This is a genomic window from Pseudoalteromonas sp. MM1 (genome assembly GCF_030296835.1).
Taxonomy (GTDB): Bacteria; Pseudomonadota; Gammaproteobacteria; order Enterobacterales; family Alteromonadaceae; genus Pseudoalteromonas.
Window position 1 is genome coordinate 517,049 of sequence record NZ_AP027923.1, and the last position, 25,596, is coordinate 542,644.

The following is a 25,596-nucleotide window of genomic DNA, read 5'->3' on the forward strand; positions in this document are numbered from 1 at the left end:
GAAGGCAAAATAATAACGAATAGGAATCTAACAATGAATAAAGCTCAATTAGTTGAAAAAATCGCTACTGATGCAGAAATCTCTAAAGCCGCTGCTACACGTGCACTTGACGCGTTTACTGGCGCTGTAACTTCTTCTTTAAAAGAAGGTAATTCAGTTGCATTAGTAGGTTTTGGTACTTTCTCAGTTAAAGAACGTGCAGCACGTACTGGCCGTAACCCACAAACGGGTGCTGAGATCCAAATCGCAGCGGCAACTATCCCAAGCTTTAAAGCAGGTAAAGGTCTTAAAGACCAAGTAAACCCTTAATTGGCGCTTTACAGAATTTTTTAAAAAAGAGCTATTTAGCTCTTTTTTTTTGCCTACATTAAAGTAGTGAGCTTAACTTGGTTAAGTTTATTTCCACATGCCTAATTAGGTCTTTATGCAAAGGAATATAAAGCAGGGCTTAACACAAAAAATCCCTGCTAATTGCTTAGCAGGGATTTAATATAAAACGCTTAAGCTTTAATTAATTACGCTTTTAATGCTTTGTCACCACGGCCAATACCCACAGCACCAGAGCGCACCACTTCAATAATGTCGGTTTCATGGCGTAGGGTGTCTAAAAACGATTCTATTTTGTCTGTGCTGCTTACCAGTTGTAAACTGTAGCTTTGGCGACCCATATCTAAAATAGCACCTTGGAACACATCTACAACGCGTGTAACCGCTGCACGTGTGGTTTCGTCTTGGGCAAATACTTTAACAAGTAATAATTCACGTTCGATGTGACTCATTTCGGTCAAATCAATAATTTTAAGTACATCAACTAATTTATTAACTTGTTTAGTAATTTGCTCAACGATTCTATCATCACCCATAGTGGTAATGGTGATACGTGACAGTGACTCATCATCAGTAGTGCCCACTGTTAAGCTATCTATATTGTAGGCGCGCTGTGAAAAAAGCCCGACAATGCGAGATAAGGCTCCCGGTTCGTTTTCTAATAAAATAGATAATATACGACGCATTATGCTTTTACTCCTTTACGTAACCACATCTCATCAATGCCACCTAGTTTAATTTGCATTGGGTATACATGTTCTTTTTCATCAACGTTAATATCTAAAAATACTAAACGGTCGTTAATGCTCATGGCTTTATCTATAGCAGGTTGTAGCTCATCTAACGTATCTACCTTTATGCCAACATGGCCATAGCTTTCAACTAGTTTTACAAAGTCAGGTAATGAGTCCATATAAGATGATGAATGGCGACCGCCGTAAATCATATCTTGCCATTGGCGTACCATGCCTAATGAGCGGTTATTTAGCGAAACCACTTTTACAGCCAAGTTGTACTGTAAGCATGTAGATAGCTCTTGAATATTCATTTGAATAGAGCCATCGCCGGTTACACACACTGACTCTTTATCAGGAAAGGCAAGCTTAACACCCATAGCAGCTGGTAAGCCAAAGCCCATGGTGCCTAAACCGCCAGAATTAATCCACTGACGAGGGTTTTTAAATGGATAATACTGCGCTGCAAACATTTGGTGTTGCCCTACATCTGAGCTTACATACGCGTCGCCATTGGTCGCTTTATACACTGCTTCTATAACCGCTTGAGGCTTAATTTTATCGCCATCGGTGTTGTAGCTTAGGCACTTTTGTTCGCGCCAGCTAATAATTTGTCGCCACCAATCTTCTTGTGCACTGCGATCAATTTGAATACTGCTTTTATCTATGCCGGCTTGCAGTTGCTCCATCACAGTGGCTAAACAGCCCACAACTGGAATGTGTGCTTTAATTGTTTTAGAAATAGAGGTTGGATCTACATCTACGTGAACGATGGTTGCATTAGGACAAAACTTTTTAACATTATTGGTTACACGATCATCAAAACGCGCTCCGAGTGCTAAAATTACATCGGCATTTGCCATAGCTTTATTAGCTTCTAGCGTACCGTGCATGCCCAGCATACCCACGTAATTTGGGTGAATACCTGAAATACCGCCTAAGCCCATCAATGTATTAGTGATAGGTGCATTTAGCGATTCAACTAAGCGAGTTAATTGCTCTGAGGTGTTAGATAAAATAATACCGCCGCCTGAGTATATAACCAGTTTTTTAGCTTCTAAAATAGCACTAACCGCTTTGCGAATTTGTTTAGAGTGGCCTTTTGTATTTGGGCTGTAGGTTCTAAGCTCTGTTGTTTTAGGAAAGTTGTACTCAAACTTAATTGCTGGGTTAAGCATATCTTTTGGTAGCTCAACAACAACGGGGCCTGGGCGGCCAGTACTGGCAATGTAAAACGCTTTTGCCAAAATAGCCGGAATTTCTTCAGCGCTTCTGCAGTTAAAGCTATGCTTTACAACCGGGCGAGAACAACCAACAATGTCAGTTTCTTGGAATGCATCATCACCAATTAAGCTAGTAGGTACTTGCCCCGATAATACTACCATTGGAATTGAGTCCATATAAGCGGTAGCAATACCTGTAATACAGTTAGTTGCGCCAGGGCCTGAGGTAGCAAGTACAACACCAACTTCGCCAGTGGCACGGGCATAACCGTCAGCCATATGGGTTGCGGCTTGTTCGTGACGTACTAAAATATGTTCAATGTCTTCTTGTTGAAAAAGTGCATCGTATAAATCTAAAACCGAGCCACCAGGGTAGCCAAAAATATACTTAACCTTTAACTCTTTTAATGCCCGAACAACTAGTTCAGAACCATTATACTCTTGTTTGCTCATCCTCATTCCTCTGTGCGCTGTTTATGCATAAAAAAACCCCCGCGTAGTGCGAGGGTTTTTAAAAAGCAATTTCACTTTTTAATACATCCCCGCTGGGCTTATCACTAAGACCACTACGAGTACGATTAAAAGGTGAAGTTGTTTTTTCATAATTGTCACTTTATAAAAAGCAAAATGCTGCTTTAGATTAAAAATTCTATATGGGGTTATTTTTAAGGGTTTTACGTGCTTATGTCAACCTTGAAAGAGCTGTTTTGGATTAAAATTTCAAATTAATTTATTTTAATACTAAAAAATTGCACGCTATTTGTAGTTATATAAAAAATATGAAGAAATTATGCTAATTTTACCGAGTAATCATAATGGGTAAATAGGTGATTTGAGCACTGTGCTCCATGCATATATTAGGTATGATAGAGCAATAATTTATCTGGGGAAGATACAGTGAAAAAAATAATAGGGCTTGGCTTATTCCTTTGCAGCCTAAATCTTAACGCAGCAAATACCAGTGCGCATGACCCAGGTATTATTAACAAACAAAGAATAGAGTACTGGTTAAATAAACGCGCTGATACTCAACAGACCACTAACAAGCCAACGGTTGAAAGCTACTTAGCGAATACTGCGCGGCTTAGCCCTTTACTGCTAAAACCTGTTTCGGCCATGAAAGATCGCTTCACAGCTAAGCAAGCCAATAAGCAGCTGCAATATGCCAGTACGGCTAGCCCTAGCAACGCGCTGAATGAGGTTAAAGTACTGGCTATTTTAATTGATTTTCCTGATTTAAAACACGACGACAATCATCTAGTTGATGATGATACCGACATGTATTACGAAAATTATACAAAGGAGCATTACCAACAGTTACTTTTTAATAAGGGTGGGTTTGTTGGCCCAAATAATGAAACGCTTAGCAGCGTACACGATTATTACTACGACGCATCGGGTGCTAGCCTAACTTTTAATGGGCAAGTTTACGGGTGGGTTAGGGCAGATAATAATGCAAAAACCTATGGTGAACGCGTAGGCAACACACGCGATATAAATGCCCCCGCACTGATAAAAGAAGCGGTAGAAAAAGCCACAGCGCAATTTGATATTGATTTAACGCAATATGATTTAACAGATTTAGATGATATTGACGGCGATGGCATAATCAACGAGCCAAATGGCATTATCGATCATGTTATGGTTTTTCATTCAAGTATTGGTGAAGAATCTGGTGGAGGCTATTTAGGCGTTGATGCAATATGGTCTCACCGCTACTACGTATTTGATGAAAACAGTGAACCTGTCAGTATTGCCGGTAGTAGCGTTAAGTTATCGGGTTATACAATAAATCCAATCGATGCCAGCATAGGTGTGGTTGCGCATGAATTTGGTCATGACTTAGGACTAGCAGATGAATACGACTTACAATCAAATACGGTGGGTGAGCCTGTATCGTCTTGGTCAATAATGTCTACGGGTAGCTGGGCTGGTGGGCCTAGGGGCTCACAGCCGGTTATGTTTAGTGCGCAGGCGCTTGAGTATTTACAAAACAGATACCAAGGCAATTGGGTGAACCAGCTTAATTTAACCATGGAGGAAGTGAACAGCCAGCCTCTGCAGTCGCTTGTTTATACTAGCTCACTTTCTCAGCAGCAAAGCCAAATTAAAGTGAGCCTTGCGCAGCAGCTCGAAAAATTTAAAACCCCGGTAGAAGGTGATTTTCAATTTTACTCTGGTACGGGTAATAATCTAACACAGACACTTTCTCAAACTGTGACTTTACCTGAGGCGGCTACATCACTGACTCTTAGCTTTTTAGCTTACTACAGTATTGAGCGTGATTATGACCTTGTGCAAGTAAAGGTAAATCAAACCCCTTTAGTTGGTAATTATACAACCGAGATCAACCCCTATTATGGCGATATAGGCCCGTATATAAGTGGTGATTCGTTTTTACATGCAGATGCGCAGCAACCTAATGGCTTTTTAAAGCATGAGTTTGATTTAACACAATATGCAGGACAAACCATTACATTAAGTATTGAGTATGTTACCGATACAAACACACATTATTATGGCTTTGTAGCCGATGATTTAAAAATAACACACAACAATACTGTGGTTTGGCAAAATAACGCAGAGCAGCCAAGTACTACCTTAGCGTTAAATGGTTTTAGCCGCGTGAGTAGTTATATTTATGCTAAAGCAGCCCACTACTATCTGCAGCTACGCGCATACAGAGGGATGGATGCTGGCTTACAAACAGAGCAATATTCACCAGGTGTTTTATTGTGGTATAGCAATAGTGCTTATGATAACAACAACACGACTGATCACCCTGGGAGCGGTTTTAATTTAGTGGTTGATGCAGATCAAAAGCCAATTTATCGCGGTACAAGTGGCAGCACATTGGCAGATACACCTATACAAGTGCGCGACGCTGCATTTAGTTTATATCAGCAAAGTGCCGGTTTAGGCGATCAAGACTTAGCGGCAATTAGTAAGTTTAATGACCATTTTGATTACAGCTTCATGCAGCAGGCTGAATCAGGTGTGGTGTTAACACCCCAAGGATTTAACTTTGAGATAGTTAGCCAACATCCTGAAAGTGAAACTGCAGAGCTTTTACTCAGCTATGATGCGCTACAGCAAATAATCACTACAATAAACGAGGCAACTATTAGCTTTAATGTAGCAGGTTTAAAGTTAACCCCAACAGACACTTTTTTATGGGACTTTGGCGATGGGCAATCGAGCACTGAGCTAAGCCCTACTCATACCTATGCCGATTACGGCACCTATAGCGTTACATTTTCGGCAACGGGTGAGACGGCTACGCAAACACAATCTAAACAAATTACCATTACAAAGCCGCTAGAAATTGAAAATTTAGCGTATCAGTTAAACGGTGCAACGTTATCTGCTCAAGCAATCGTAAGTGGCGGGGAACCACCTTACACTATGAGTTGGCTTATAGATGGTGAGCTTGTATCGCAAACTGAAAACCTAGATTACCAATTTAGCTACTCTGGCGATTACACCCTGGCATTGATGGTAACCGATACGCAAGAGGTAAGTGTTAGCCAACAACAAGCTTTGAGTGTTAACGCACCGCTGCAATTAAGTACGCGCTATACGGCAAATAATTTAGCGGTACAATTTAATAGTTCACCATTGGGTGGATCTGGTAGTTATACGTATAGCTGGGATTATGGTGATAGTAGCCCACTAGGTACAACGCAAAACCCAAGTCATCATTATCAAGGTGCAGGGAGTTATACAGTAAAACTTACACTCACAGACAGTCAAACTAATGACGTTATAAATAGTGATCTAACAGTCTTGGTACAAGCAGCGCAAAGTGAATCTTCATCAAGTGGTGGGGCAATAGGTTATTTAATCGCGCTATTAGTGATAGGTGGTTTTTATAGGCGTATTAGCAAAAATGTTTAATTATTTTTGCAGTAAAACGATTCGATTTAAATGTCTAATAACTTAACACCAGTGGTATAAAAGGTGATGCTTGCGCAATTAAAAAATCATTTATAATTAAAAATTTAGTTATGCCAAGTGATGTAATTAGCAAAGGTAAAAATACAAAAAAGCCAGCAAGATGCTGGCTTTTTAGGCTTAAAACAAGATTAACCTTGTTAAATTATAAACGGTCGATTACTGATTGAGTGAAATCAGTTGTACCGTGGCTGCCGCCTAAGTCACGTGTTGTGCGATCGCCAGATTTAATTACATCAGCTACTGCGCTGCGAATGCGCTCAGCCGTGTCGCCCATATTTAGGTGCTCAAGCATTTGGATAGACGCTAAAATTACAGAAGTCGGGTTTGCTAGGTTTTTGCCAGCAATATCTGGTGCACTACCGTGTACTGCTTCAAAAATAGCTGCATCTTCACCAATGTTTGCACCTGGTGCCATACCTAAACCGCCAACTAAGCCAGCACAAAGGTCAGATAAAATGTCGCCAAATAAGTTAGTTGTTACTACAACGTCAAACTCTTCTGGTGTCATTACTAGCTTCATACATGTTGCGTCAACAATCATTTCAGTAGATTCAATTTGCGGGTAACGCTCAGCAACTTCACGTGCAACTTTTAAAAATAAGCCAGAAGTTGATTTTAAGATATTTGCTTTATGTACTGCGGTTACTTTTTTACGGCCTTCACGCACTGCTAACTCGTAAGCAAACGTGATGATTTTCTCAGCGCCTTCGCGAGTAATTACAGATTTAGCTTCTGCTTCGTTACCGTCTTCGCTTACTACTTGGCCTAAACCAGAGTACATACCTTGGGTATTTTCACGAATAGTAATGATATCGATATCATCGTAACGTGCTTTAGTACCAACAAATGATTTAACAGGGCGTACGTTTGCGTATAAACCAAACTGCTTACGTAATGTTACGTTAATAGACGTAAAACCTTCACCTACTGGAGTCGTTAATGGACCTTTAAGCGTGATTTTGTTTTTAGCGATGGTATCAATTGTTTCTTGAGGAAGTAGCTCGCCAGTTTTTTCTAGTGCAGCAAGGCCTGCATCAACAAATTCATAATCAAAATCGCAACCTGCGGCTTTTAATATTTCAAGTGCTGAGTCGATAATGCTCGGACCGATGCCGTCGCCTTTGATCACTGTGATGGTTTGTTTGGCCATTGACTTTTCCTTTAAAAGAATAAAAAACGCACATAAATTATTACTGATAATAGTAACTGCTTGTTAGGTCATTTATGTGACGTATGTGGATAAATTTTGAGGGCGCATTTATACCAACTTATCGCCCATTTTGCCAGTTTATACTATAAATACAGGGTATAACCTGTGTTTATAGTCAGCATAAGTGACTTAAATGCTGTTATATAGCGATAAGCCTTGCAGTTGCGCAAAAAAATCATCCTCAGATTTAAAGCCTTGTGCTTTTAGCTGCGCATTTAAAGTGTGTTGTTGCCAAGGCGTTAAAGGTAAAGCGGGTTTAAAAATAGTTTGCGCCACGACCTTTAAACTAATCCATAATGTGTGCTGCTCGTTAAGCTCTTTTTTGGGTTGTTGTTCAGCATCGAGCAGTGGTTTGGTCCATGGATTATCACTTAGTAATTGAGTTAATTCTGTATTTAAATGCTCATTATCAAGCGTTTCAACCCCAAAAAAGGCGGCTAATGGGGCACTGTAGGTTTGGTTAGGCGCGCTATTAATACTTACTTTTGCACAGATCTGTGCACTGCAATGGGTTAATAAGTAATGCACATAGCCATAGATGGGCAAGGCTATATGTTCAAATTGCTGAGTTGGGTTATTACTTACCATTAAAGCTAAAATACGAATAAAGCTATTAAGTTTATTGAGTACTATATGTTTGTGCGGATGATGTGATGTATCCACTAATTGCTCAAATATTACTCGCTGAATAATTGCCGGTGCATTGTCGTAGCCAACCATTGATAAGCTATGGCGTAAATCTTTGGCGGCTTGATGCTGATTGTTATAAGGCCTGACTGCTTGGCAAAGCTTATGTGTTATTTCGCTAAACGGAGCCAGTAACTTATTTAAACCTTTAAAACTATATTCATGCGCTACTTTTATATGGCTCACTAATGCGATTAATTCGGCCTTTGAACTTATCTGCTCCGAGGCTTTACGGACTAGGTGCTCATTGTTCCAGGCTAAAAATAATACCCGTTTATCAGTACATAGCCATTGCAGTGGTTGATCTTTAAGTGAGGTTTTAACCTTGTACCACGCCAGTTTTTTCTCATTATTGGCATTAATAAGTATATGCTTGTTAGCTTCATCACTTGCGAGATAAACCATTGCTTGGTCGCTATAAACAATTTTACTGCCTGGCAGGTGCGGACCTATGTGCGCTATTAAATCCTTAATTAACCTTTGCGCAAATGGGTTAGCTGTTTTGACATACAATTCACCCAAAGCTTTGTAAAAATTCAATGGGTTCTTTTTTGATGTATAGGTAATGTTCATCGCTATAATATTACTTAATGCACACAAGGTTATGGCATTGTCGTATAGCATTATGTCGCTAGTGCTTAGTAAGGCTTGCTTATACTTATTTAATTTAGCCAACATACGCACGCTATTTTGAGTAGGGTGCTGTGCACTGAGCAACACTTTTGCTGCTAGCTGGTGGCGAAAACGCCATATTTTTTTATCACTGAGTGTTAGCATTTGCTGCTGCGCAATTTTATTATGCTGCGCTACAACGCAGCAATGCTCTACTAATGCAACTCCAATATAAAGCTCGGTTAGTTCGTCATCATACTGCTGGCTAGCACACAGTGCGGTGCTAATAACACATTGGTTAATAACTAGGTTTGTAGCAAAGTCGTAGTGGCTTGTGTACAAGCTTAAACGCGCTTGTAAAGCGTGCGGGTGTTGCTGATACAAAACGCGATAGTGCTGGGCTGTTTGTACAACAAGCGGATAAAGATGTTGCCACTGCGTTTTGTCATTATAAATTGTCAGTATTTGCTGTGTATTATGCAGTAACCGCACTAACTGTTTTGAAATAGGCTCATCCATTGGCTATCACCTGATCTTTTCCTGATAAGTTGTATAGGCGCTGGGGCCCCATAAAAATAACTCACCATTTTTAAATAATAACCCGGTGCATTCATCCATCGTGGTTATGCCATCTGAAGTTTGGTGCTGAGTACGGTAAAAAACAATCTGCCATACTTGGTCTTTATTACGTTTGGCATAGGTTAAATCGGGGCTTCCTAAATAATCGAGTACACTGTTTAATGTAACTGCCTCATCAATTGACAGCTTTTTGATGTAACGTTCGTTAAAGGCCTCACGGTCTTGCCATATCATTGCTTGTGGGTCATCTTTATAAAAGGTGATCACTAAAGTCGCAATGAGTGCATACAAGCCTAACCCTAATATTAAGTATCTTATAAACTTTTTAATCATGTTTAACTCACGCTCGCAACAATAAAGTGAGTATATGTGGTGCGCTTAAACAGTGCTATCAACATGCGACTAATGCAACCTCAGCTGCTTTAAACTAAAACCTAGCTGTATATCTGTACGTAAAGTGACTAATTGTTTAGAAATAACATACATGTCTTTTTGCTCAACTAGCTTTTTTTGAATACTGCTTGATAGGGCATCATCTTCTATGGCGCTATCAATGCTTTGGTAGGTATTTACAATAAGCTGAGCCGATTTAGTCCCTATTCCTTTAACGCCGGGCACATCATTAGTTTTATCGCCCGCTAAGGCCCAAAAATCAATAAGTTTACTTTGCTCAATACCAAAACGCTGCTCAATGCTGTCGCTATCTAGATAGCATTTTTTAAAATAATCGTACACACAAATATAGTCGTTCAAAAAAGGTAAAAAACCCTTATCGGTAGAAACAATGGTATTGTTTATCTTATTTTTCGCAGCTTTGTCGGCTAGGGTGGCTATAATATCGTCGGCTTCATCGTTGAGCGGTTCAAATACAACAATACCGGTTTGCTCTATTGCTTCTTTAAAGTTATGAAGTGCGCTTTTAAGCGTGTTGGGCATAGGTGCCCTTGAGTGTTTATATTGCTTATAAAAGTGGTAGCGCCAGCTTTTGTCACCATCAAAAACAGCTATAGCGTGAGTGGCATTTGTTGACTGCAATAGTTTGTTGCAAGCATGTGCTACGCGCGCGCAACTGGCCTTTAGCATCTGCTCTTCACTATGGTGTGTTTGGTTAGCGTCAACTGCGTAAATGCGCCTAATTAAATTAAGCGCATCAATTAAAAGTAAATGGGGTTTCAAATAGTCAAACTCATGCTTTTATTTCATAACAAGGGATATACTTACTACCGGGCAACTTCATCCGACCTTGGTCTACAAATGCTTGTAATAGTTTATCCATATCTTTCATTAAATCAGGCTCACCACTTAACACATAGGGTCCATGCGCTTTTATAGCGCGTAGGCCTTCATCTTTAACATTGCCTGCAACAATACCCGAAAATGCTCTACGTAGGTTAGCCGCTAATTGCTGCTTAGGCTGCTCTAGGTGCAAATCTAAACTTGCCATGTTTTCGTGCGTAGGTGCAAAAGGTTGCTGAAAGTCGTTATCGATTTTAAGCGTCCAGTTAAAGTAGTAGGCATCTCCTTGGCTTTTACGGTAATTACGTACATTTGCCATAGCTGATTTTAATTTTTGCCCTACTAAGGCAGGATCATCAATGATTACTTCAAATTTATCAAGGGCTTCTTTGCCTAATGTCAGCTCTACAAACTTACATAACTCGCTAAAGTACGCTGCGCTTTCTTTAGGGCCGGTTAAAATAACAGGCAAACACTGTTTTTCATTATCTGGGTGCAGCAAAATACCTAATAAATAAAGTAATTCTTCTGCGGTACCGGCACCACCTGGAAATATAATAATTGCATGCGCCGTCCTAATAAATGCTTCAAGGCGCTTTTCAATGTCGGGCAAAATTACCAGCTCATTTACAATAGGGTTTGGCGGCTCTGCAGCAATGATACTAGGCTCGGTTAAACCCAAATAACGGTTTTCGCTAATACGTTGTTTAGCATGGCCAATAGTGGCACCTTTCATCGGGCCTTTCATTGCCCCTGGGCCGCAGCCAGTACATATATTTAAACCACGTAAACCAAGCTCGTAACCAACTTGTTTTGTATATTTGTATTCTATTTCGTTAATTGAGTGTCCACCCCAGCACACAATCATGTTTGGTTCGCTGTTAACGCGCAATGCACCTGCGTTTCTAAGCATATCAAACACCATGTGGGTAATGGCTTTTTGTTCTTTAAGATCTTTTTCGTATTTTTGGCAAATAAATAAAATATCACGAATAACAGAGAAGATATGCTCGTGAATACCGGTAATTATTTCGCCATCAACAAAGGCGGTTTCGGGAGGGTTTTCTAACTCAATTTTAATGCCGCGCTCGCGACTGACTAACCGAATATCAAAGTCTTGGTATTTGTCGTAAATTTCATTACTTGCGTCTGTGTGGCTGCCTACGTTAAGGACGGCTAAGGCACAGTTTCTAAAAAGTCGATAACGTTCACTGGCTGAAGATTGCTCTAATAAATCAACTTCCAATTGTGACAGTAAATCTAAAACCCCAGTCGGGTTTAACTGTATTAACATCGGCATTCTCCTTGCTGCTTAAAATGTAAAAACTACATGTCATCTACTTTAGCACTCAAACTAATTGAGAATTATGACATTATTTACTCATACAAAGGCGATCCCGACCTGTTTTCTTTGCTTCATAGAGGGCGTCATCTGCTCTGTCGAATGCTTTGAGCGGTGTATCGCCTTTTTTAAATTGTGTAGCGCCCAACGAAATGGTGATTTCTATTTCTTTTTCTCTAAATTTAAAAGGAATATTTTTAATCACTTTTCTCAGCTTTTCAAGCGGTTGCGCAGCATGCGACAACGAAAGCCCAGGCATAAGTAAAACAAATTCTTCTCCACCGTAGCGGGCTATAAAGTCAGACTGCCGCACAGATTTTTGTAGTGCTTTTGCAATAACTTGTAAAGTTATATCGCCTGCAGTATGACCAAATCTATCATTAATTGACTTAAAGTGATCAACATCAATAACCACTAGGGTAACATCCGAGGCTTGTACATTAAATAAGTGTAGCTCGTGATTGTAACGCTCATCAAAGGCGGCTCTGTTAGGCAATTTTGTAAGGCTGTCGAGTAAACTTTTAAAGCGTTGCTCATTTAGGCGTTTTTTATATTTGGTTAGTTTGCCTTCTAAACTGCCAATGCGATCATTGATTTCATCAAAGCTTGTAATTAACGTTTCACGATCTTTTCTTTCTAGCTGCTCTTTAGCTATAAAATCTTTACTTAAAGATTTGAGCTCATTATCAACTAACTCTTTTAAAGATGAAATAGACGTAGCAGATTGAGTTTGTTCATTTAAAAGCTTAATTTTTCCTTTAATTCGCTTGTTTAATGAGTCAAATTCATTACCCATTGATTTTGAATGTTGGCTAGTAGATACAATTGATGAGTGCAACTCTTCTAATGTTTGGTTAAGCGATACTAAAAAACTTTGTGCCGATTGGCGCTCTTTACTGATATTTTTGACCACCACGCTTATTATATTTAATGCAGCTTGCAGCAGGGCTTCTAAATTATCGTTTTCGGTAATTGCATTTTTTATTTGTTTAATTTGTTCAGTCGATTCATCCTCTAATACTAGCTCATTAGCAAGTTCTAACAACTTTTTAGCCATACGAGGAGAGGCATTGGAGCTTGCTTTAACGGTACTTGAAAGCTTGCTATGCAAAGCATGATGATAAAAGTTAATAAGCTGATTTAATATCGGAATGTAGTCGTGTGTAGACTGTACATTATTAATTTCGTGGTCAAGTAAATGCCTTAAGGTGCGGCGGGTATCGTCTGGTAAGCCTTTGGTTTTTTGTAAAAGCTTACCGGCTGTTTGTACGCTCGAAAACAGTTCTCGCTGATGGGCTGTTTGTAATGCCTCTTGGTTTTGTAGTAACAATAAAATATCGTCAATTAAAGGTGATAATATTTCAAACCCGACCCCTTTATTTAGCGAACTTCTAAATTTGGCGAGTTTATTATCAAGCTCAATATCAAGCCCTTTAGAGCTTAAAGACAATTTTGCAGTTAGATTTGATAAAGTATCAACTTGGAGCTTACGCGCATTTTCAATGGCTATCCTGGCTTCAATTGCTTGCTTTAACTTTTTATCTACAGCGTTAGAGTTTTCAGACACCTAAGCATACCGCCATCGTGTTAATTACATTACCTTCAGTTTACAACAAAATCATATTAAGTGTAGTTATCTAATTAAAAAACTAAGCATTTTTACTCAGAGTCTGCACGTAAACTGGGCTATTAGGTTGTTTATCGTTTTTAATTCACTTTTAATTTATGCCTTGTTAGGCTTATTTCAACTAATAAGTAACCTAGAGCCATTATGAAAAAGCGTTTTGTCTTGTCAATTTTAGCTGCCTTTTGCGCAGCCCCTGCATTAGCCGATGTAAATTATTCTTTAAGTATTACTGAGCCACAACATCATTTAGGTAATGTGAGTGTGGAGTTTCCAAAGTCTGCACAATCGCATATCGATGTTAAATTGCCTGCATGGCGCACTGGGCGCTACGAAATATTAAATTTAGCCAATGGGGTACGTTACTTTGCGGCCAGAGACGATAATGGCAAAGCATTAAAATGGGAAAAAATTAACCACAGTACATGGCGAGTGCACTTAGCAGAGCCAACACAAGTGAATATTGATTACCAAGTATATGCAAACGAGTTAGGTAAACGAGCACGCCACATAGACGATAGCCATGCCTTTATTGATGCATCTGGCTTTTTTATGTTTAGTGAGTCATTTCGCCAAGAACCGGTTACCGTAGATTTAAAGGTGCCTAAAGCGTGGCGCTCTGTATCTGGCATGGAAAATGCGAGCAATAAACACAGTTTTAAAGCCGCAGATTACGATGTATTGGTAGACTCACCAATAGAAACAGGAATTAATAAACTTCATAAATTTGAAGTAGATGGCCGCCAATACGAGTTAGTTATATGGGGCGAAGGCAACTACGATGAGCAGCTAATGCTGACTGATTTAAAAAAATTAGTGACCACAGGTAATGTTATTTGGGATAGTTACCCGTATGAGCGTTATGTATTTATGGTGCATGCAACGTCGGGTGCCGGCGGGGCAACTGAGCATTTAAATTCAACCATTATTCAGCGCCCACGCGATCGTTTTGGTAGCCGCGAAGACTACTTAGGCTTTATAAGTACTGCCGCGCATGAGTTTATTCATACGTGGAATGTAAAAGCGTATCGTCCTCAAGGTTTAGTCCCTTACGACTACACAGATATGAACTACTCAAAATTACTGTGGATTGCCGAAGGTTCTACAAGTTATTTTGAAGATCATTTATTAGTGCGCTCAGGCATAGAAACCACCGATGAGTTTTTTAAAGTGATGAGCAAAACAATTAATCGCCACTTACAAACACCAGGTCGAGAAGTACAAAGTGCCAGTGAAACAAGCTTTGATAAATGGATCAATCAAGGCGGCGACCACGCGCGTAATTACAGCACCAATATATATTTAGAAGGCTCGTTGCTTTCTATGTTGCTAGATATTCATTTATTAGAAACAACCCAAGCAAAAGTTAACTACCGCCAAGTACACAATGCGTTATATAACAAACATGCGCTACCACAAGGTTTTACTGAGCAAGATGTACTTACAATATTAAAAGAGCTAACAGGCGAAGACTACACAACATGGTGGCACAATAACGTAAGCACCCCAGCAAATATAGATTTTGATGCTTTATTAGCTAAAGTAGGCTTAAAGCTTACCCGCCCCGAGAGCGCTAAGCCATTAGCAAGTATTGATGCCAGTGCAAAAAATAGCGGTGAGTTATTAACACTCACCCACGTTCGCAGAGGTGGAGCAGCATGGCAGGCGGGTCTAACAACAGACGATAAAATTGTGGCAGTTAACAAGCAGCATGTTGGAAAAGATTTAAAATCGAGCTTAGAAGTATTTAAAGCGGGTGAAAAAGTCACTATCGATTTTATTCGTCGGGATGAGCTTCAATCAACTAGCCTCGTTTTATCGCAAGATTATGATAAACCTAAAAAGGTGGTTGCTGATAAACATGCAACTTTATCTCAACGCGCCTTATTTAAAGCATGGATGGGGGTAGAGCACCCTATTAATGTTCAAGCTGATTAACCCTATTAGCGTTTAATTAAAGGGGCTTTGGCTCCTTTTTTTATATCTTATGCAAAGGTATATCACTTAAAAACCAATCTAAAAGTGCTAATTTTAAGAGTACGTCCTATTATTGTGTTAATAACGACTCTAGGTTGCGTATAAATGAAGTCATTAAAAACCATTCAAACGCTTTCACACCAATTTGTGCTTAACGATCCGCTTCATCAATTATTTGATGCGATACATAGTATTTCAGTGCAAGGATATGATGAGCAACGCCGCGTTATTTATTGGAATAAAGGCAGTGAGCTGCTTTATGGGTATACAAAAGAGCACGCAACAGGAAAAAAACTAGAAGACTTAATTATTCCACCCCCAATGCGAGATGCGGTTATAAATGCTCATAGTGAGTGGCTCATAAACGATACCGAAATTCCAGCGGCTGAGCTTACATTACAGCATCAAAATGGCAGCAATGTTACTGTGTTTTCAAGCCATGTGATGTTTACAAATCAGCATGGGGTAAAACAAATGTACTGCATTGACATAGACCTGAGTGATGTAAAACAAGCACAAGCGCAAGCTATGGATAAACAACAAATGCTAGAAAAGGTATTTGAAGCCATTCCCGATCTGTACTTTTTACTCAAACCGGATGGCACCATAGTTGATTACCATGCTAATGATTTAAGCAATTTACATTTACAGCCTGAGCAATTTTTAAATAAATCAATGTTTAGTGTATTGCCCTATGCTGTAGCAAAAATCTTTAAAGATAATATTCAAGCGCTGTTAATTCACAAAGCTAATGTATGCTTTGAATACGAACTGTTAGTACCCAAAGGTGTGTTGTATTTCGAAGCGCGAGTGAGTTATTTACATCATTCAGACCAAGTAATGGTAATAATTCGCGATATAACAGAGCAGCATGAGACAAATAAACTAATACGCAAACAAGCCTATTACGACAGCTTAACGCTACTTCCTAATCGTTTTAATTCTTTAAAACGCCTCACTCAGTTGATTAACACTGCGACCGAAAAAAATACCTTAGCCGCTGTTATTTTTATCGACTTAGATGACTTTAAAAAAGTAAACGACACACTAGGGCATGAAATTGGCGACTCATTACTTATCAGCGCTGCGGATAAACTTAGCCAAATAGTTAATGAAAACGCGACTGTAGGCAGGTTAGGGGGAGATGAGTTCATTATTTTACAGCCAGAGCTACACAGTAAAAAACAGCTAGATGAAATTGTCACACGCTTACTTAAAAGCTTTAGAACCCCCTTTGAAATAGATGGCCGCGAACTGCTACTAACGCTTAGTATTGGCGTTGCATTATATCCAGATAATGGCCTAACAGCCTCCGATTTATTACGCCATGCAGACACAGCCATGTATCAAGCAAAAGCACTTGGCAGAAATACCTACGCTTGTTTTACCAACGAGATGAATACAGCTATAAATAGGCGTTTAGCAATTGAAGAGCAGATGCATGTTGCTCTTGAAAAAAACGAATTTGAATTGTATTTCCAACCTAAATGCGATGCTAAAACACTCAAAATAATTGGGGCCGAGGCGCTATTACGCTGGGACAATAATGTGCTTGGCAAGGTTATGCCCGATGAATTTATTCCGTTAGCAGAGCAAACAGGTTTAATTATTCCTATTGGCAAGTTTGTTATTGAGCAAGCATTAGTATTTTTAAAACGGTGGCAGGCAAGCTCTCAACAAAACTACAGCATGGCAATTAATTTATCACCGAGCCAATTTAGAGATTCCGAGTTATTAAATTTTATAGCAAGCACATTAGAAAAAACTGGAATAAATGCTAAACATGTTGAGCTTGAAATAACCGAAGGCGTATTGATGAGTATACAAACAAATATTACAGAATCACTGCATGCACTGAATAAACTCGGTATTAAGCTGTCTATGGATGACTTTGGTACAGGGTACTCTTCGCTTAGTTATTTAAGGCAGTACCCGTTTGAGGTATTGAAAATAGATCGCAGCTTTATTTGTGGTATTACCGAAAACCAAGAGGACTACAGCTTAGTTAAAGCAACAATTGCAATGTCGCATAGCTTAGGCTTAAGTGTGGTAGCAGAAGGCGTAGAAACATCGGCACAACAAAAATTATTAGCCGAGCTAAATTGCGATTTGATACAAGGCTACTACTTTAGTAAACCGTTGCCCGCTGAAGATTTACTTAAACTTTAACGCTAGTAAACAACATTGGTAAAAATAGCTATTACATATCTTTTTTAACTTTCCTATCTTATGTATTAGGAGTTAGTTGTACTAAGTGATGGTGTAAGGTTGCTATGTTCATGATTAACTGTGACAAGTCGAGTAGTCCTAATAAAGGCCTTAGTATAAACCTTATTTAAAATACAGCTTTTAATTTGCTGTATTTTGCGCCGCAAAAATGCCTTTTTAACGCTTGTTTTAGTTGTGCAGCTGGCAATATCACTTTTGATGTTAGCGTCTTGCTTAATTGGGTATGGCATAAGTGAAAAACCATTAACCTGTGTTTCCCATATATGTTGTAAGTCGCAATCTACAGGGCGACCAAATTGGGCTGTGGCTTTAAGTAGTTGTTTTGCACCTTCATAACTTATTGCTGTAGCGCAGCAGCCGGTCATTAGTTTTTTATGTATGACTAACTGCTGGTGGTTATTTAGATTTTGCTGATAGGCGATAGGGCGAGTGCGGTTTTCATAGGCGGCAAGTTTAATAAGTTGCCAGGGCTGCTGTAGCTGCTCAATATTTTTTATCGCGTCATGAATGCTTTCATCAATATAAAAATCATCTTCAAGCACAATCGCGTAATCTAGATTGTCATCAACTATTTTTTGCCATGCTTTACGATGGCTTAAATAGCAACCAATTTGACCATTGCTAAGTGGGTAATGGTATTTTTGTTTGTTTAGTTGCGGGCTGTAATGGAGGTATTTTTGTTCAACAGTTAAGTTATTGCCATCAATAGCGTCTATACGCTTAAACGTTAAGTTAACTGCAGATAGCCGCTCTGTGGTTTGTATTAAACGCGTGGTTGAGCGTGCCAAATTAATTACAAATATTGCTGCCATACCTAATGCCTCTTACATTTTTTTCTTATAGTAAGAGGGCTGTATTACATGGCAGTGGCAAATTTATGGCTTTTTTAAGTCAGCTCTTGGCTGCGCTAAAATAGCGTTTTTTTCATCTTGAGAGAGAATGATCCAATCAAATATTTCTTCATTAGTTCGCCCGCACCCAGTGCAATAACCGCTGCGGCGCTCGCAAATTCCTAAACAGTCTGTTTTTAGTTTTGAGGCATTAGATGTACGCTTTTGCATTTAATTTCCTAGCGGTGGAGCTATTTCAAATCGGGTAATATAGCGCGTGATACCTAAAGAGGTAAATAAGGTGATAGCTGGGTGGGCTTCATCCAATACAAAGTTACTACTCATTGAGGTTGCTGACTCTTTCGTGTTTTCGTACCAGCCTTGTGACGCTAAACATTGACGTATTTTATCGGCTGTTTGTGTATGAAGGCTTGTGGCACGGTCTTGTTTGTTTTCACTGGTACATTGGTAGCTAAACTGTTGCTTATTATATTGAGTAATAGTGCAGGTTTTGCCTATAAAATGGCTATTGGCATGCCACTGGTTTATAAAATCATTCTCTACTTTATTTGCTTTTACTGCACTAAAGCCATTAGCGTGCGCATTAAGTAATGCGTTTAGTGGGCTACATGTGTTTTGTGTTTTTACTATTTTAGGCGCAGGGGCCTTTTGACTTACACAGCCTGTTAGTACCAATAAGGATAAGGCTGTGATAATTGATTTATTCATAAGCAACGCTAAAAGAGTTTGATAAGCTGCACCATACGCAACCTATGTAAAAAAATAAATACCATAACGTAAAAAGGCCCATAAATATGAGCCTCTTTTAATTTACTTTAGCTAGTGTTATTTATGGCGACCTTGCAGGCATTTAACTACATCTTCTAGGCTTAAGCCTTGGCGTTGTAGCAATACAGTAAGGTGGTAAATTAAATCGGCTGATTCATTAGTAAGCTCATCGTTATCGTGTTTCATTGCGGCAAGGGCAACTTCTACGCCTTCTTCACCTACTTTTTGACAGCTACGGCTTAAGTCTTTAGCAAATAATGAAGCGGTGTAGCTTTTTGCTGGGTCGTCGTTTTTACGCTCAACAATGACATCTTCTAATTGTGCTAAAAAGCTTAAACTTGGTTTAGCATCATCGCCAAAGCAGCTTTGTGTGCCTAAGTGGCAGGTTGGGCCCTCTGGATTAGCCAGTACTAAAATTGAGTCGTAGTCACAATCGGTATGAACCGATACCACATTTAAGTAGTTTTCTGATGACTCACCTTTAGTCCATAAACGCGATTTAGAGCGCGAATAAAAGGTCACTTTGTTGCTTTCAAGCGTTACCTTTAGCGCTTCGCTGTTCATAAAGCCTTGCATTAAAATAACACCAGAGCGGGCATCTTGAACAATAGCAGGGATCATTTCGCTTTTAGCAAAATCAACTTGGGTTTGGTTTTGTTGTGTTAATTGCATAATCTTGCTGCCACTTGGTTATCGTTTAAAAATTGTTTTAGTTCGCTAATGTTAATCACATTTTTATGAAAAACACTGGCTGCTAGTGCGCCATCTACTTCGCTTTGTTTAAATACGTCTACAAAGTCTTGCATGCTGCCTGCACCGCCAGAGGCGATAAGCGGGATATTACATAATGCGCGCATTTTACTTAGCTGCTCGTTGTCGTAACCATTACGTACGCCGTCTTGGTTCATACAGTTTAAAACAATTTCGCCTGCGCCTAAGTCTTGAACGCGTTTAACCCACTCCTCGGTTTTATAACGTGTACGGCTTGAGGCATTAGGATCGCCGGTCAATTGATACACTAAGTATTCGCCGGTCACTTCATCGTAAAAACTATCAATACCAACAACAACACATTGCTTACCAAATTCATCGTGTAGCTCTTTTATAAGCTCAGGGCGTGCAATAGCAGGGCTGTTAATACTTATTTTGTCTGCGCCACGCTCTAAAACGCGTGCTGCATCGGCTACCGATTTAATACCACCAGCCACACAAAATGGAATATCAATGTGGCGGGCAATGCTCTCTACCCAATTTACATCAAGTAGGCGTTTTTCAACACTTGCGCTGATCTCATAAAAAACCAGTTCATCGGCACCAGCATCGCTGTAGGCTTTAGCCATTGTTAAAATGTCGCCAACAATTTCATGGCCTTTAAATTTAACGCCTTTTACTACTTGGCCGTCTTTAACATCTAAACACGGAATTATGCGTTTTGATAACATGCCAACGCCTCCTCAACGCTAAATGCGCCATCAAGTAGTGACTTACCTAAAATAACACCGCCTACGCCAAGCTCTTTAAGTTTTTTAATGTCATCAAGTGAACTTACGCCACCAGAGGCTTGAACTTTAATAGTGCTGTTGTGACGAGTTAAATCTTCGTAAAGCTCAAACGATGGACCTGTCATGGTGCCATCTTTACTGATGTCCGTACATAAAAAGTCAATAACGCCTAAGCTTACATAAAAATCAACAAGCTCAAGTAAACCAAACTCTGACTCGCTCAACCAACCGTGCGTAGCAGGTGCCCAACCGGTGGCTGTTTTATTAACATCAAGGGCAATAACAAAGTGCTCTGCGCCAAATTGTTCAATCCAGGCTTTTACTTGCTCGCGTTTTTCTACTGCCATTGAGCCAATAACAACTTGGTTAGCACCGGCTTTTAGCCAATCACTTACATCTTGCTCTGAGCGAATACCACCGCCCACTTGGTACGGCACATTAAGCGCTTTAGTTGCGGCTTGAATATGTTGCCACTGCTTTTTACTCGGATCGCGTGCGCCCTCTAAATCTACAAGGTGCAGTTTACCTGCGCCGCTGTCGGCGTATTCTTTTAAACGTGCGCTAAGCTCAAAAGGGTAAAACTGAGCGGTGTCGTATTTACCTTGGTATAAGCGAACAATTTGATTTTGTAATACGTCTAATGCTGGAATAATCACAAATAATCTCTTTATTGTTGGTTAATGGGCAGTTTATAACTGCCAATCAACAAAATTTTGTAATAAACGGGTGCCTACTTTTGCACTGCGCTCTGGGTGAAACTGCATGCCAGCGTAGTTGTCTTTTGCAACTATAGCTGAAAAGGTTTGGCCGTACTGGCCGCTTACAAGTGTTGCATCGTTTACAGTGTGCGCAAAGCTATGTACAAAGTACACTTGCTCGTCTTGTGTTAACCCTTTAGTAAGTGCATGCTCTTTATTAATGCTTACGTTATTCCAACCCATATGCGGCGACGTTAAATTGCCAACATCAAGGGCTTTTACTTGCCCTGGTATTTTACCTAAGCATTGTACGTTACCTTCTTCGGTGCTTTCGCACAGTAACTGCATACCTAAACAAATTCCCATAAGTGGGCGCTGGTATTCGTTTATAGCTTGTTGCCAGCCGTTATCTACTAGGCGTTTCATGGCAACAGATGCATGGCCAACGCCTGGTAATATTGCACGTTCAAAGCCTTTTAATTGCTCTGGCGAGGTAATGACTGTTGGCGTTTGCCCTAAGCGTTCAAACGCAAAGCGTACTGAATTTATATTGGCGCAACCTGTATTAATTATGGCAATCATAAACATCCCTTAGAGCTGGCTGTTTGTTGGCTCGTGTCCTGTGCTACTGCCATACGAAGGGCGCGTGAAAACGCTTTAAATAAACCTTCTACTTGGTGATGACAGTTACCGTCGCTTACCGATAAAATAAGGCTAATAGCGGCATTATCGCTTAAGCTTTTGAAAAAGTGCTCAACCATTTGCACATCTAAATCGCCGGCTTTTTCGCGGCTAAAATTAGCGTTTAATACAAATGATGCACGGCCCGATAAATCAATTTGTGCTTCAGCTTTACATTCATCCATTGGCAGTGCAAAACCATAGCGCGCTATTTGCGATTTAGTGCCAAGCGCTTGTTTAAGCGCAACACCTAGGGCAATACCAATGTCTTCAACAAGGTGGTGCTCGTCTATGTGTAAATCGCCTTTCGCTTTAATGTTTAAACCAATGTTGGCGTGGGTGCGAATTTGATCAAGCATATGATCAAAAAAGCCAAGGCCAGTATCTATGCTGCCATTTTTAGTTTGGTCTAGGTTTATGGCTACATCAATCTGTGTTTCTTTGGTGTTACGCGTAACACGGCCTTCACGGTTAGCTGTGGTGAGCTTGGTAACAATGGCAGGCCAGCTGCCATCGTACAAAATGCCTTCACAACATAAATTTTGTGCAAGGCCAATATCTGTTTGGCGATCGCCAATTACATATGAACGTGCTAAATCAACTTTGCCAGAGCGCATAAGCTCAGTTAATAAACCTGTTTTAGGTTTACGGCAATCACAGTTTTGCTCGTCAAAGTGTGGACAAATTAATACTTCATCAAAGCTAATGCCTTGACTTTGCATTATGTCCATCATTTTATCTTGTGCTATATCAAAGTCAGCAGTCGGGAAGCTGTCTGTGCCTAAGCCATCTTGATTCGATACCATCACTAAACGGTAACCGGCGGCTTGTAATTGTAATAAAGCCGGGATAACACCTGGTAAAAAGGCAAGCTTTTCTAGGCTGTCTACCTGTTTGTCGGTAATAGGCTCTTCAATTATGGTGCCGTCGCGGTCAATAAATAAATAGGGGTTACTCATGATACTTCGTTTCCTGCTAATGATGCTGTGGTAGCCAGCGTTTGTAAGCCATCTAACCAAATCTTAACTTGTTCGAGCTCTTGTTCACTACCAATTGAAATTCGTAGCCAATCGTCTTCACCGTATAGGGTAAACGCGCGCATTACTAAGCCTTGATCAAGTGCTACTTTAAAGTCGTTTTTGTTGGCTAATTTTAAGGTAACAAAGTTACCTTCACCAGTGAGAATTTTTAATGCAGCAGGGGAGGCGTTTAACCACTGTACAAGTTTAGCTTTTAAGCTATTTAAAATAGTCACTTGGCGGCGCATTGATGTAATTGCATCAGGTGCAATTGCTTGCGCAGCAATACTTGCCACCACACCCGATACCGGATACGGCGCAATCACTTTACGAATTGGTGCAAGTACACTTTCTTGTGCAAGCGTAAAACCCGTTCTAAGGCCTGCAAGTGCAAACGCTTTAGATAATGTGCGCAGTACCACTACATTATTAAATTCGTTTATAAGTGCTGTGGCGCTTTGCTCTGGGCAAAATTCAATATAGGCTTCATCAACAATGACTAGTGCTTTACCCGCAAGCGCTGTTGCAATTGCTTTTACTTTATTAAGCGGTGTTAGGCTACCTGTTGGGTTATTTGGATTACAAATAAACACCAGTTTCGAGTTGCCCACAGCCTTTACTATTTCATCTACAGTACCATCAAGTAATAGCGCTTGCGTTAGGCCATTAATTGCAACGTTATGAGTATCAGCCGTAACTTTGTACATACCGTAGGTTGGTAAAAATAACGCAATGCTGTCTTTTGCTGGTTCACAATAAGTGCGTACTAAAAGCTCAATGCCTTCATCGGCGCCGCGCGTCATTAATACGTTTTCGCTTTCAAGCTCTGTATACGCTGCGTAGCGGTCAATCACCAGTTGCGGTTGGGGATCTGGGTAGCGATTTAAATCTTCAATACTCAGTTCAAGGTTTTTAGCATACGGGCTTTCGTTGGCGTTTAACCACGTTGTACCGGTTAGCTTTTCACTTTTAGCAGAGCTATAGGCAGCAAGTGCTGCAATATTTTGTGGTAATAAGCTTGTCGCTTGTGCGCTCTTATTGCTCATTTTTAATTGCCTCTAAACGAATTGAAACCGCATTTGCGTGTGCATCAAGGCCTTCTGCATCTGCTAGTGGTAAAATAGCTTTTGAAAGCTGCGTTAAGCCACTTTTACTAATAGTTTGCACTGTGTATGTGCGGAAAAAATCAAGCAAATTTAAACTTGAATAGGTTGCACTGTAACCATAGGTAGGTAACACGTGGTTAGTACCCGATGCATAATCGCCCGCTGACTCTGGCGTGTAGTCGCCAACAAATACCGAGCCTGCATTTTTAATTTTATCTAAATAAGGTGTTGAATCTGCTAATTGCAAAATTAAGTGTTCAGGGCCGTATTGCGCTGATACGTCAAAAGCTTGCTCAACAGAGTCCACTAAAATAAGTGATGAATTAGCCAGTGCTTGTTCGGCGGTATCTTTGCGGCTTAAGTTAGCAAGCTGGCGGGTAAGCGCCTGCTGCGTTTGCTCAATGATACTTTCGCTGTTACACAGTAAAATAACTTGCGAGTCTGCGCCGTGCTCAGCTTGCGAGAGTAAATCTGCTGCTATAAATTCTGGATTTGCACGCTCATCTGCAATTACTAATACTTCAGACGGGCCTGCTGGCATATCGATTGCCATACCAGGAATTGTTTGCGCAACAAGCTGTTTTGCCATCGTTACAAAGCTATTACCTGGGCCAAAAATTTTGTTCACTTTAGGCACTGATTCAGTGCCGTAGGCCATTGCGGCTATAGCACCTGCGCCACCACTTTCAATTAAAGTTGTAATGCCACATAACTTAGCTGCATATAATATCGCAGGGTTAATGCTTTCATCACCTTGCACAGGGGTTGCAAGTACGACGGTTTTAGCACCACTTAATTGTGCAAGTACACCTTGCATAATAACCGATGATGGCAGTGGAGCACTGCCACCAGGTACATAAATACCCACAGCTTCGATGGCCTGATATTTCAGTTCACATTCAACGCCAGGTTGGGTTGATAACTTAATATCCTTAGGCAATTGCGCTTCGTGAAAACGTTTAACGTTTGCATAAGCGGTGTCAATTGCGTATTTAAGCTCTGCGCTTAGTGCTTGCTCTGATGCGTTTATTTCATCAAGCGGTACACGTAAACGAGGGTTAGCTCTATTATCAAACTTTTTAGCCATATCAAGTAAGGCTTTATCACCTTGCTCTTTAACATCGCTCATAATTGTTTGGCATATTGCTTCAACCTTTGCGCTGGCAGAAACCGCAGGGCGCATTAGCGCCGCTGCTTGTACTTGTGAAGATTCCTCATTCCAACGAAGCATGGT

At 40.2% G+C, this 25,596-nt stretch carries 22 protein-coding genes; 4 read left to right on the forward strand and 18 right to left on the reverse strand.

Going from position 1 to position 25,596, the window contains the following annotated elements; genetic code table 11:
* The first annotated feature begins 33 nt into the window (after nucleotides 1-33).
* A complete protein-coding gene (locus tag QUE46_RS18970) occupies nucleotides 34-309 on the forward strand; it encodes an HU family DNA-binding protein (RefSeq protein WP_004586404.1) in 276 nt (91 codons plus the stop codon).
* A gap of 206 nt (nucleotides 310-515) precedes the next feature.
* Here the strand turns inward: QUE46_RS18970 and ilvN are convergent, their stop codons facing one another.
* A complete protein-coding gene (gene ilvN, locus QUE46_RS18975; protein WP_004586403.1) occupies nucleotides 516-1,013 on the reverse strand; it encodes an acetolactate synthase small subunit in 498 nt (165 codons plus the stop codon).
* Complete coding sequence (locus QUE46_RS18980) at nucleotides 1,013-2,737, reverse strand: acetolactate synthase 3 large subunit (RefSeq protein ID WP_286248073.1); 1,725 nt, start codon at nucleotides 2,735-2,737, stop codon at nucleotides 1,013-1,015. Before QUE46_RS18980 ends, ilvN begins: the two co-directional genes overlap by 1 nt.
* 444 nt (nucleotides 2,738-3,181) lie before the next feature.
* Between QUE46_RS18980 and QUE46_RS18985 the strand changes: the two genes are divergently transcribed.
* On the forward strand, nucleotides 3,182-6,181 hold the full coding sequence (locus tag QUE46_RS18985) for an immune inhibitor A domain-containing protein (protein ID WP_286248075.1): 3,000 nt from the start codon (nucleotides 3,182-3,184) through the stop codon (nucleotides 6,179-6,181).
* Nucleotides 6,182-6,383: 202 nt separating this feature from the next.
* On the opposite strand, the gene QUE46_RS18990 is transcribed toward QUE46_RS18985, so the two are convergent.
* The 6 genes from QUE46_RS18990 to QUE46_RS19015 form a co-directional block, all read right to left on the reverse strand.
* Nucleotides 6,384-7,391 (reverse strand): isocitrate dehydrogenase, encoded by a 1,008-nt coding sequence (locus QUE46_RS18990; protein ID WP_055013662.1) that lies wholly within the window; start codon nucleotides 7,389-7,391, stop codon nucleotides 6,384-6,386.
* 189 nt (nucleotides 7,392-7,580) lie between these two features.
* Complete coding sequence (locus tag QUE46_RS18995) at nucleotides 7,581-9,269, reverse strand: hypothetical protein (protein WP_286248080.1); 1,689 nt, start codon at nucleotides 9,267-9,269, stop codon at nucleotides 7,581-7,583.
* 6 nt (nucleotides 9,270-9,275) lie between these two features.
* Nucleotides 9,276-9,662: a DUF3192 domain-containing protein gene (locus QUE46_RS19000; protein WP_055013660.1), complete on the reverse strand. Its 387-nt coding sequence runs from the start codon at nucleotides 9,660-9,662 to the stop codon at nucleotides 9,276-9,278.
* 69 nt (nucleotides 9,663-9,731) lie between these two features.
* Nucleotides 9,732-10,505: a flap endonuclease Xni gene (gene xni / locus QUE46_RS19005; protein WP_286248084.1), complete on the reverse strand. Its 774-nt coding sequence runs from the start codon at nucleotides 10,503-10,505 to the stop codon at nucleotides 9,732-9,734.
* A gap of 10 nt (nucleotides 10,506-10,515) precedes the next feature.
* On the reverse strand, nucleotides 10,516-11,859 hold the full coding sequence (gene ppnN / locus QUE46_RS19010; protein WP_286248086.1) for a nucleotide 5'-monophosphate nucleosidase PpnN: 1,344 nt from the start codon (nucleotides 11,857-11,859) through the stop codon (nucleotides 10,516-10,518).
* A gap of 79 nt (nucleotides 11,860-11,938) precedes the next feature.
* Nucleotides 11,939-13,474 (reverse strand): GGDEF domain-containing protein, encoded by a 1,536-nt coding sequence (locus tag QUE46_RS19015; RefSeq protein ID WP_286248087.1) that lies wholly within the window; start codon nucleotides 13,472-13,474, stop codon nucleotides 11,939-11,941.
* 204 nt (nucleotides 13,475-13,678) lie between these two features.
* Here QUE46_RS19015 and QUE46_RS19020 point away from each other — a divergent pair, with 204 nt between their 5' ends.
* Both QUE46_RS19020 and QUE46_RS19025 read left to right on the forward strand, forming a co-directional pair.
* Nucleotides 13,679-15,469 carry a M61 family metallopeptidase gene (locus QUE46_RS19020; RefSeq protein WP_286248089.1) on the forward strand — a complete coding sequence of 597 codons (1,791 nt, stop codon included), beginning with the start codon at nucleotides 13,679-13,681 and terminating at the stop codon, nucleotides 15,467-15,469.
* A gap of 144 nt (nucleotides 15,470-15,613) precedes the next feature.
* The gene (locus QUE46_RS19025; RefSeq protein WP_286248091.1) at nucleotides 15,614-17,677 is read left to right on the forward strand and encodes a bifunctional diguanylate cyclase/phosphodiesterase; all 2,064 of its coding nucleotides are present in this window, start codon (nucleotides 15,614-15,616) and stop codon (nucleotides 17,675-17,677) included.
* Nucleotides 17,678-17,742: 65 nt separating this feature from the next.
* On the opposite strand, the gene QUE46_RS19030 is transcribed toward QUE46_RS19025, so the two are convergent.
* The 10 genes from QUE46_RS19030 to hisD form a co-directional block, all read right to left on the reverse strand.
* Complete coding sequence (locus QUE46_RS19030; protein WP_286248093.1) at nucleotides 17,743-18,549, reverse strand: glycosyltransferase family 25 protein; 807 nt, start codon at nucleotides 18,547-18,549, stop codon at nucleotides 17,743-17,745.
* A 63-nt stretch (nucleotides 18,550-18,612) separates the two neighbouring features.
* The gene (locus QUE46_RS19035) at nucleotides 18,613-18,798 is read right to left on the reverse strand and encodes a DUF1289 domain-containing protein (RefSeq protein WP_089349745.1); all 186 of its coding nucleotides are present in this window, start codon (nucleotides 18,796-18,798) and stop codon (nucleotides 18,613-18,615) included.
* The gene (locus tag QUE46_RS19040; protein WP_286248099.1) at nucleotides 18,799-19,296 is read right to left on the reverse strand and encodes a lipoprotein; all 498 of its coding nucleotides are present in this window, start codon (nucleotides 19,294-19,296) and stop codon (nucleotides 18,799-18,801) included. It lies immediately after the preceding gene.
* Between the two features lie 117 nt (nucleotides 19,297-19,413).
* Nucleotides 19,414-20,028 carry a bifunctional phosphoribosyl-AMP cyclohydrolase/phosphoribosyl-ATP diphosphatase HisIE gene (hisIE, locus tag QUE46_RS19045; RefSeq protein WP_286248103.1) on the reverse strand — a complete coding sequence of 205 codons (615 nt, stop codon included), beginning with the start codon at nucleotides 20,026-20,028 and terminating at the stop codon, nucleotides 19,414-19,416.
* A complete protein-coding gene (hisF, locus tag QUE46_RS19050; protein ID WP_286248104.1) occupies nucleotides 20,019-20,798 on the reverse strand; it encodes an imidazole glycerol phosphate synthase subunit HisF in 780 nt (259 codons plus the stop codon). Before hisF ends, hisIE begins: the two co-directional genes overlap by 10 nt.
* Complete coding sequence (locus QUE46_RS19055; protein WP_286248106.1) at nucleotides 20,780-21,514, reverse strand: 1-(5-phosphoribosyl)-5-[(5-phosphoribosylamino)methylideneamino] imidazole-4-carboxamide isomerase; 735 nt, start codon at nucleotides 21,512-21,514, stop codon at nucleotides 20,780-20,782. Before QUE46_RS19055 ends, hisF begins: the two co-directional genes overlap by 19 nt.
* 33 nt (nucleotides 21,515-21,547) lie before the next feature.
* Nucleotides 21,548-22,138, reverse strand: a complete 591-nt coding sequence (gene hisH, locus QUE46_RS19060) for an imidazole glycerol phosphate synthase subunit HisH (protein WP_286248108.1) — start codon at nucleotides 22,136-22,138, stop codon at nucleotides 21,548-21,550.
* Entirely contained in the window at nucleotides 22,135-23,196 is a 1,062-nt protein-coding gene (hisB, locus tag QUE46_RS19065) for a bifunctional histidinol-phosphatase/imidazoleglycerol-phosphate dehydratase HisB (protein ID WP_211015610.1), read from the reverse strand. Before hisB ends, hisH begins: the two co-directional genes overlap by 4 nt.
* Nucleotides 23,193-24,302 carry a histidinol-phosphate transaminase gene (gene hisC, locus QUE46_RS19070; RefSeq protein WP_286248116.1) on the reverse strand — a complete coding sequence of 370 codons (1,110 nt, stop codon included), beginning with the start codon at nucleotides 24,300-24,302 and terminating at the stop codon, nucleotides 23,193-23,195. The genes hisB and hisC overlap by 4 nt, the downstream gene beginning before the upstream one ends.
* Complete coding sequence (hisD, locus tag QUE46_RS19075; protein ID WP_286248118.1) at nucleotides 24,292-25,593, reverse strand: histidinol dehydrogenase; 1,302 nt, start codon at nucleotides 25,591-25,593, stop codon at nucleotides 24,292-24,294. The genes hisC and hisD overlap by 11 nt, the downstream gene beginning before the upstream one ends.
* Between the last annotated feature and the right edge of the window lie 3 nt (nucleotides 25,594-25,596).

Excerpts from the sequence above, each read along its gene's own strand:
- QUE46_RS18970 (WP_004586404.1), top strand. The coding sequence starts at position 34 with ATGAATAAAGCTCAATTAGTTGAAAAAATCGCTACTGATGCAGAAATC.
- ilvN (WP_004586403.1), bottom strand. The coding sequence starts at position 1,013 with ATGCGTCGTATATTATCTATTTTATTAGAAAACGAACCGGGAGCCTTA.
- QUE46_RS18980 (WP_286248073.1), bottom strand. The coding sequence starts at position 2,737 with ATGAGCAAACAAGAGTATAATGGTTCTGAACTAGTTGTTCGGGCATTA.
- QUE46_RS18990 (WP_055013662.1), bottom strand. The coding sequence starts at position 7,391 with ATGGCCAAACAAACCATCACAGTGATCAAAGGCGACGGCATCGGTCCG.
- QUE46_RS18995 (WP_286248080.1), bottom strand. The coding sequence starts at position 9,269 with ATGGATGAGCCTATTTCAAAACAGTTAGTGCGGTTACTGCATAATACA.
- QUE46_RS19000 (WP_055013660.1), bottom strand. The coding sequence starts at position 9,662 with ATGATTAAAAAGTTTATAAGATACTTAATATTAGGGTTAGGCTTGTAT.
- ppnN (WP_286248086.1), bottom strand. The coding sequence starts at position 11,859 with ATGTTAATACAGTTAAACCCGACTGGGGTTTTAGATTTACTGTCACAA.
- QUE46_RS19020 (WP_286248089.1), top strand. The coding sequence starts at position 13,679 with ATGAAAAAGCGTTTTGTCTTGTCAATTTTAGCTGCCTTTTGCGCAGCC.
- QUE46_RS19025 (WP_286248091.1), top strand. The coding sequence starts at position 15,614 with ATGAAGTCATTAAAAACCATTCAAACGCTTTCACACCAATTTGTGCTT.
- QUE46_RS19030 (WP_286248093.1), bottom strand. The coding sequence starts at position 18,549 with ATGGCAGCAATATTTGTAATTAATTTGGCACGCTCAACCACGCGTTTA.
- QUE46_RS19035 (WP_089349745.1), bottom strand. The coding sequence starts at position 18,798 with ATGCAAAAGCGTACATCTAATGCCTCAAAACTAAAAACAGACTGTTTA.
- QUE46_RS19040 (WP_286248099.1), bottom strand. The coding sequence starts at position 19,296 with ATGAATAAATCAATTATCACAGCCTTATCCTTATTGGTACTAACAGGC.
- hisIE (WP_286248103.1), bottom strand. The coding sequence starts at position 20,028 with ATGCAATTAACACAACAAAACCAAACCCAAGTTGATTTTGCTAAAAGC.
- hisF (WP_286248104.1), bottom strand. The coding sequence starts at position 20,798 with ATGTTATCAAAACGCATAATTCCGTGTTTAGATGTTAAAGACGGCCAA.
- hisH (WP_286248108.1), bottom strand. The coding sequence starts at position 22,138 with ATGATTGCCATAATTAATACAGGTTGCGCCAATATAAATTCAGTACGC.
- hisB (WP_211015610.1), bottom strand. The coding sequence starts at position 23,196 with ATGAGTAACCCCTATTTATTTATTGACCGCGACGGCACCATAATTGAA.
- hisC (WP_286248116.1), bottom strand. The coding sequence starts at position 24,302 with ATGAGCAATAAGAGCGCACAAGCGACAAGCTTATTACCACAAAATATT.
- hisD (WP_286248118.1), bottom strand. The coding sequence starts at position 25,593 with ATGCTTCGTTGGAATGAGGAATCTTCACAAGTACAAGCAGCGGCGCTA.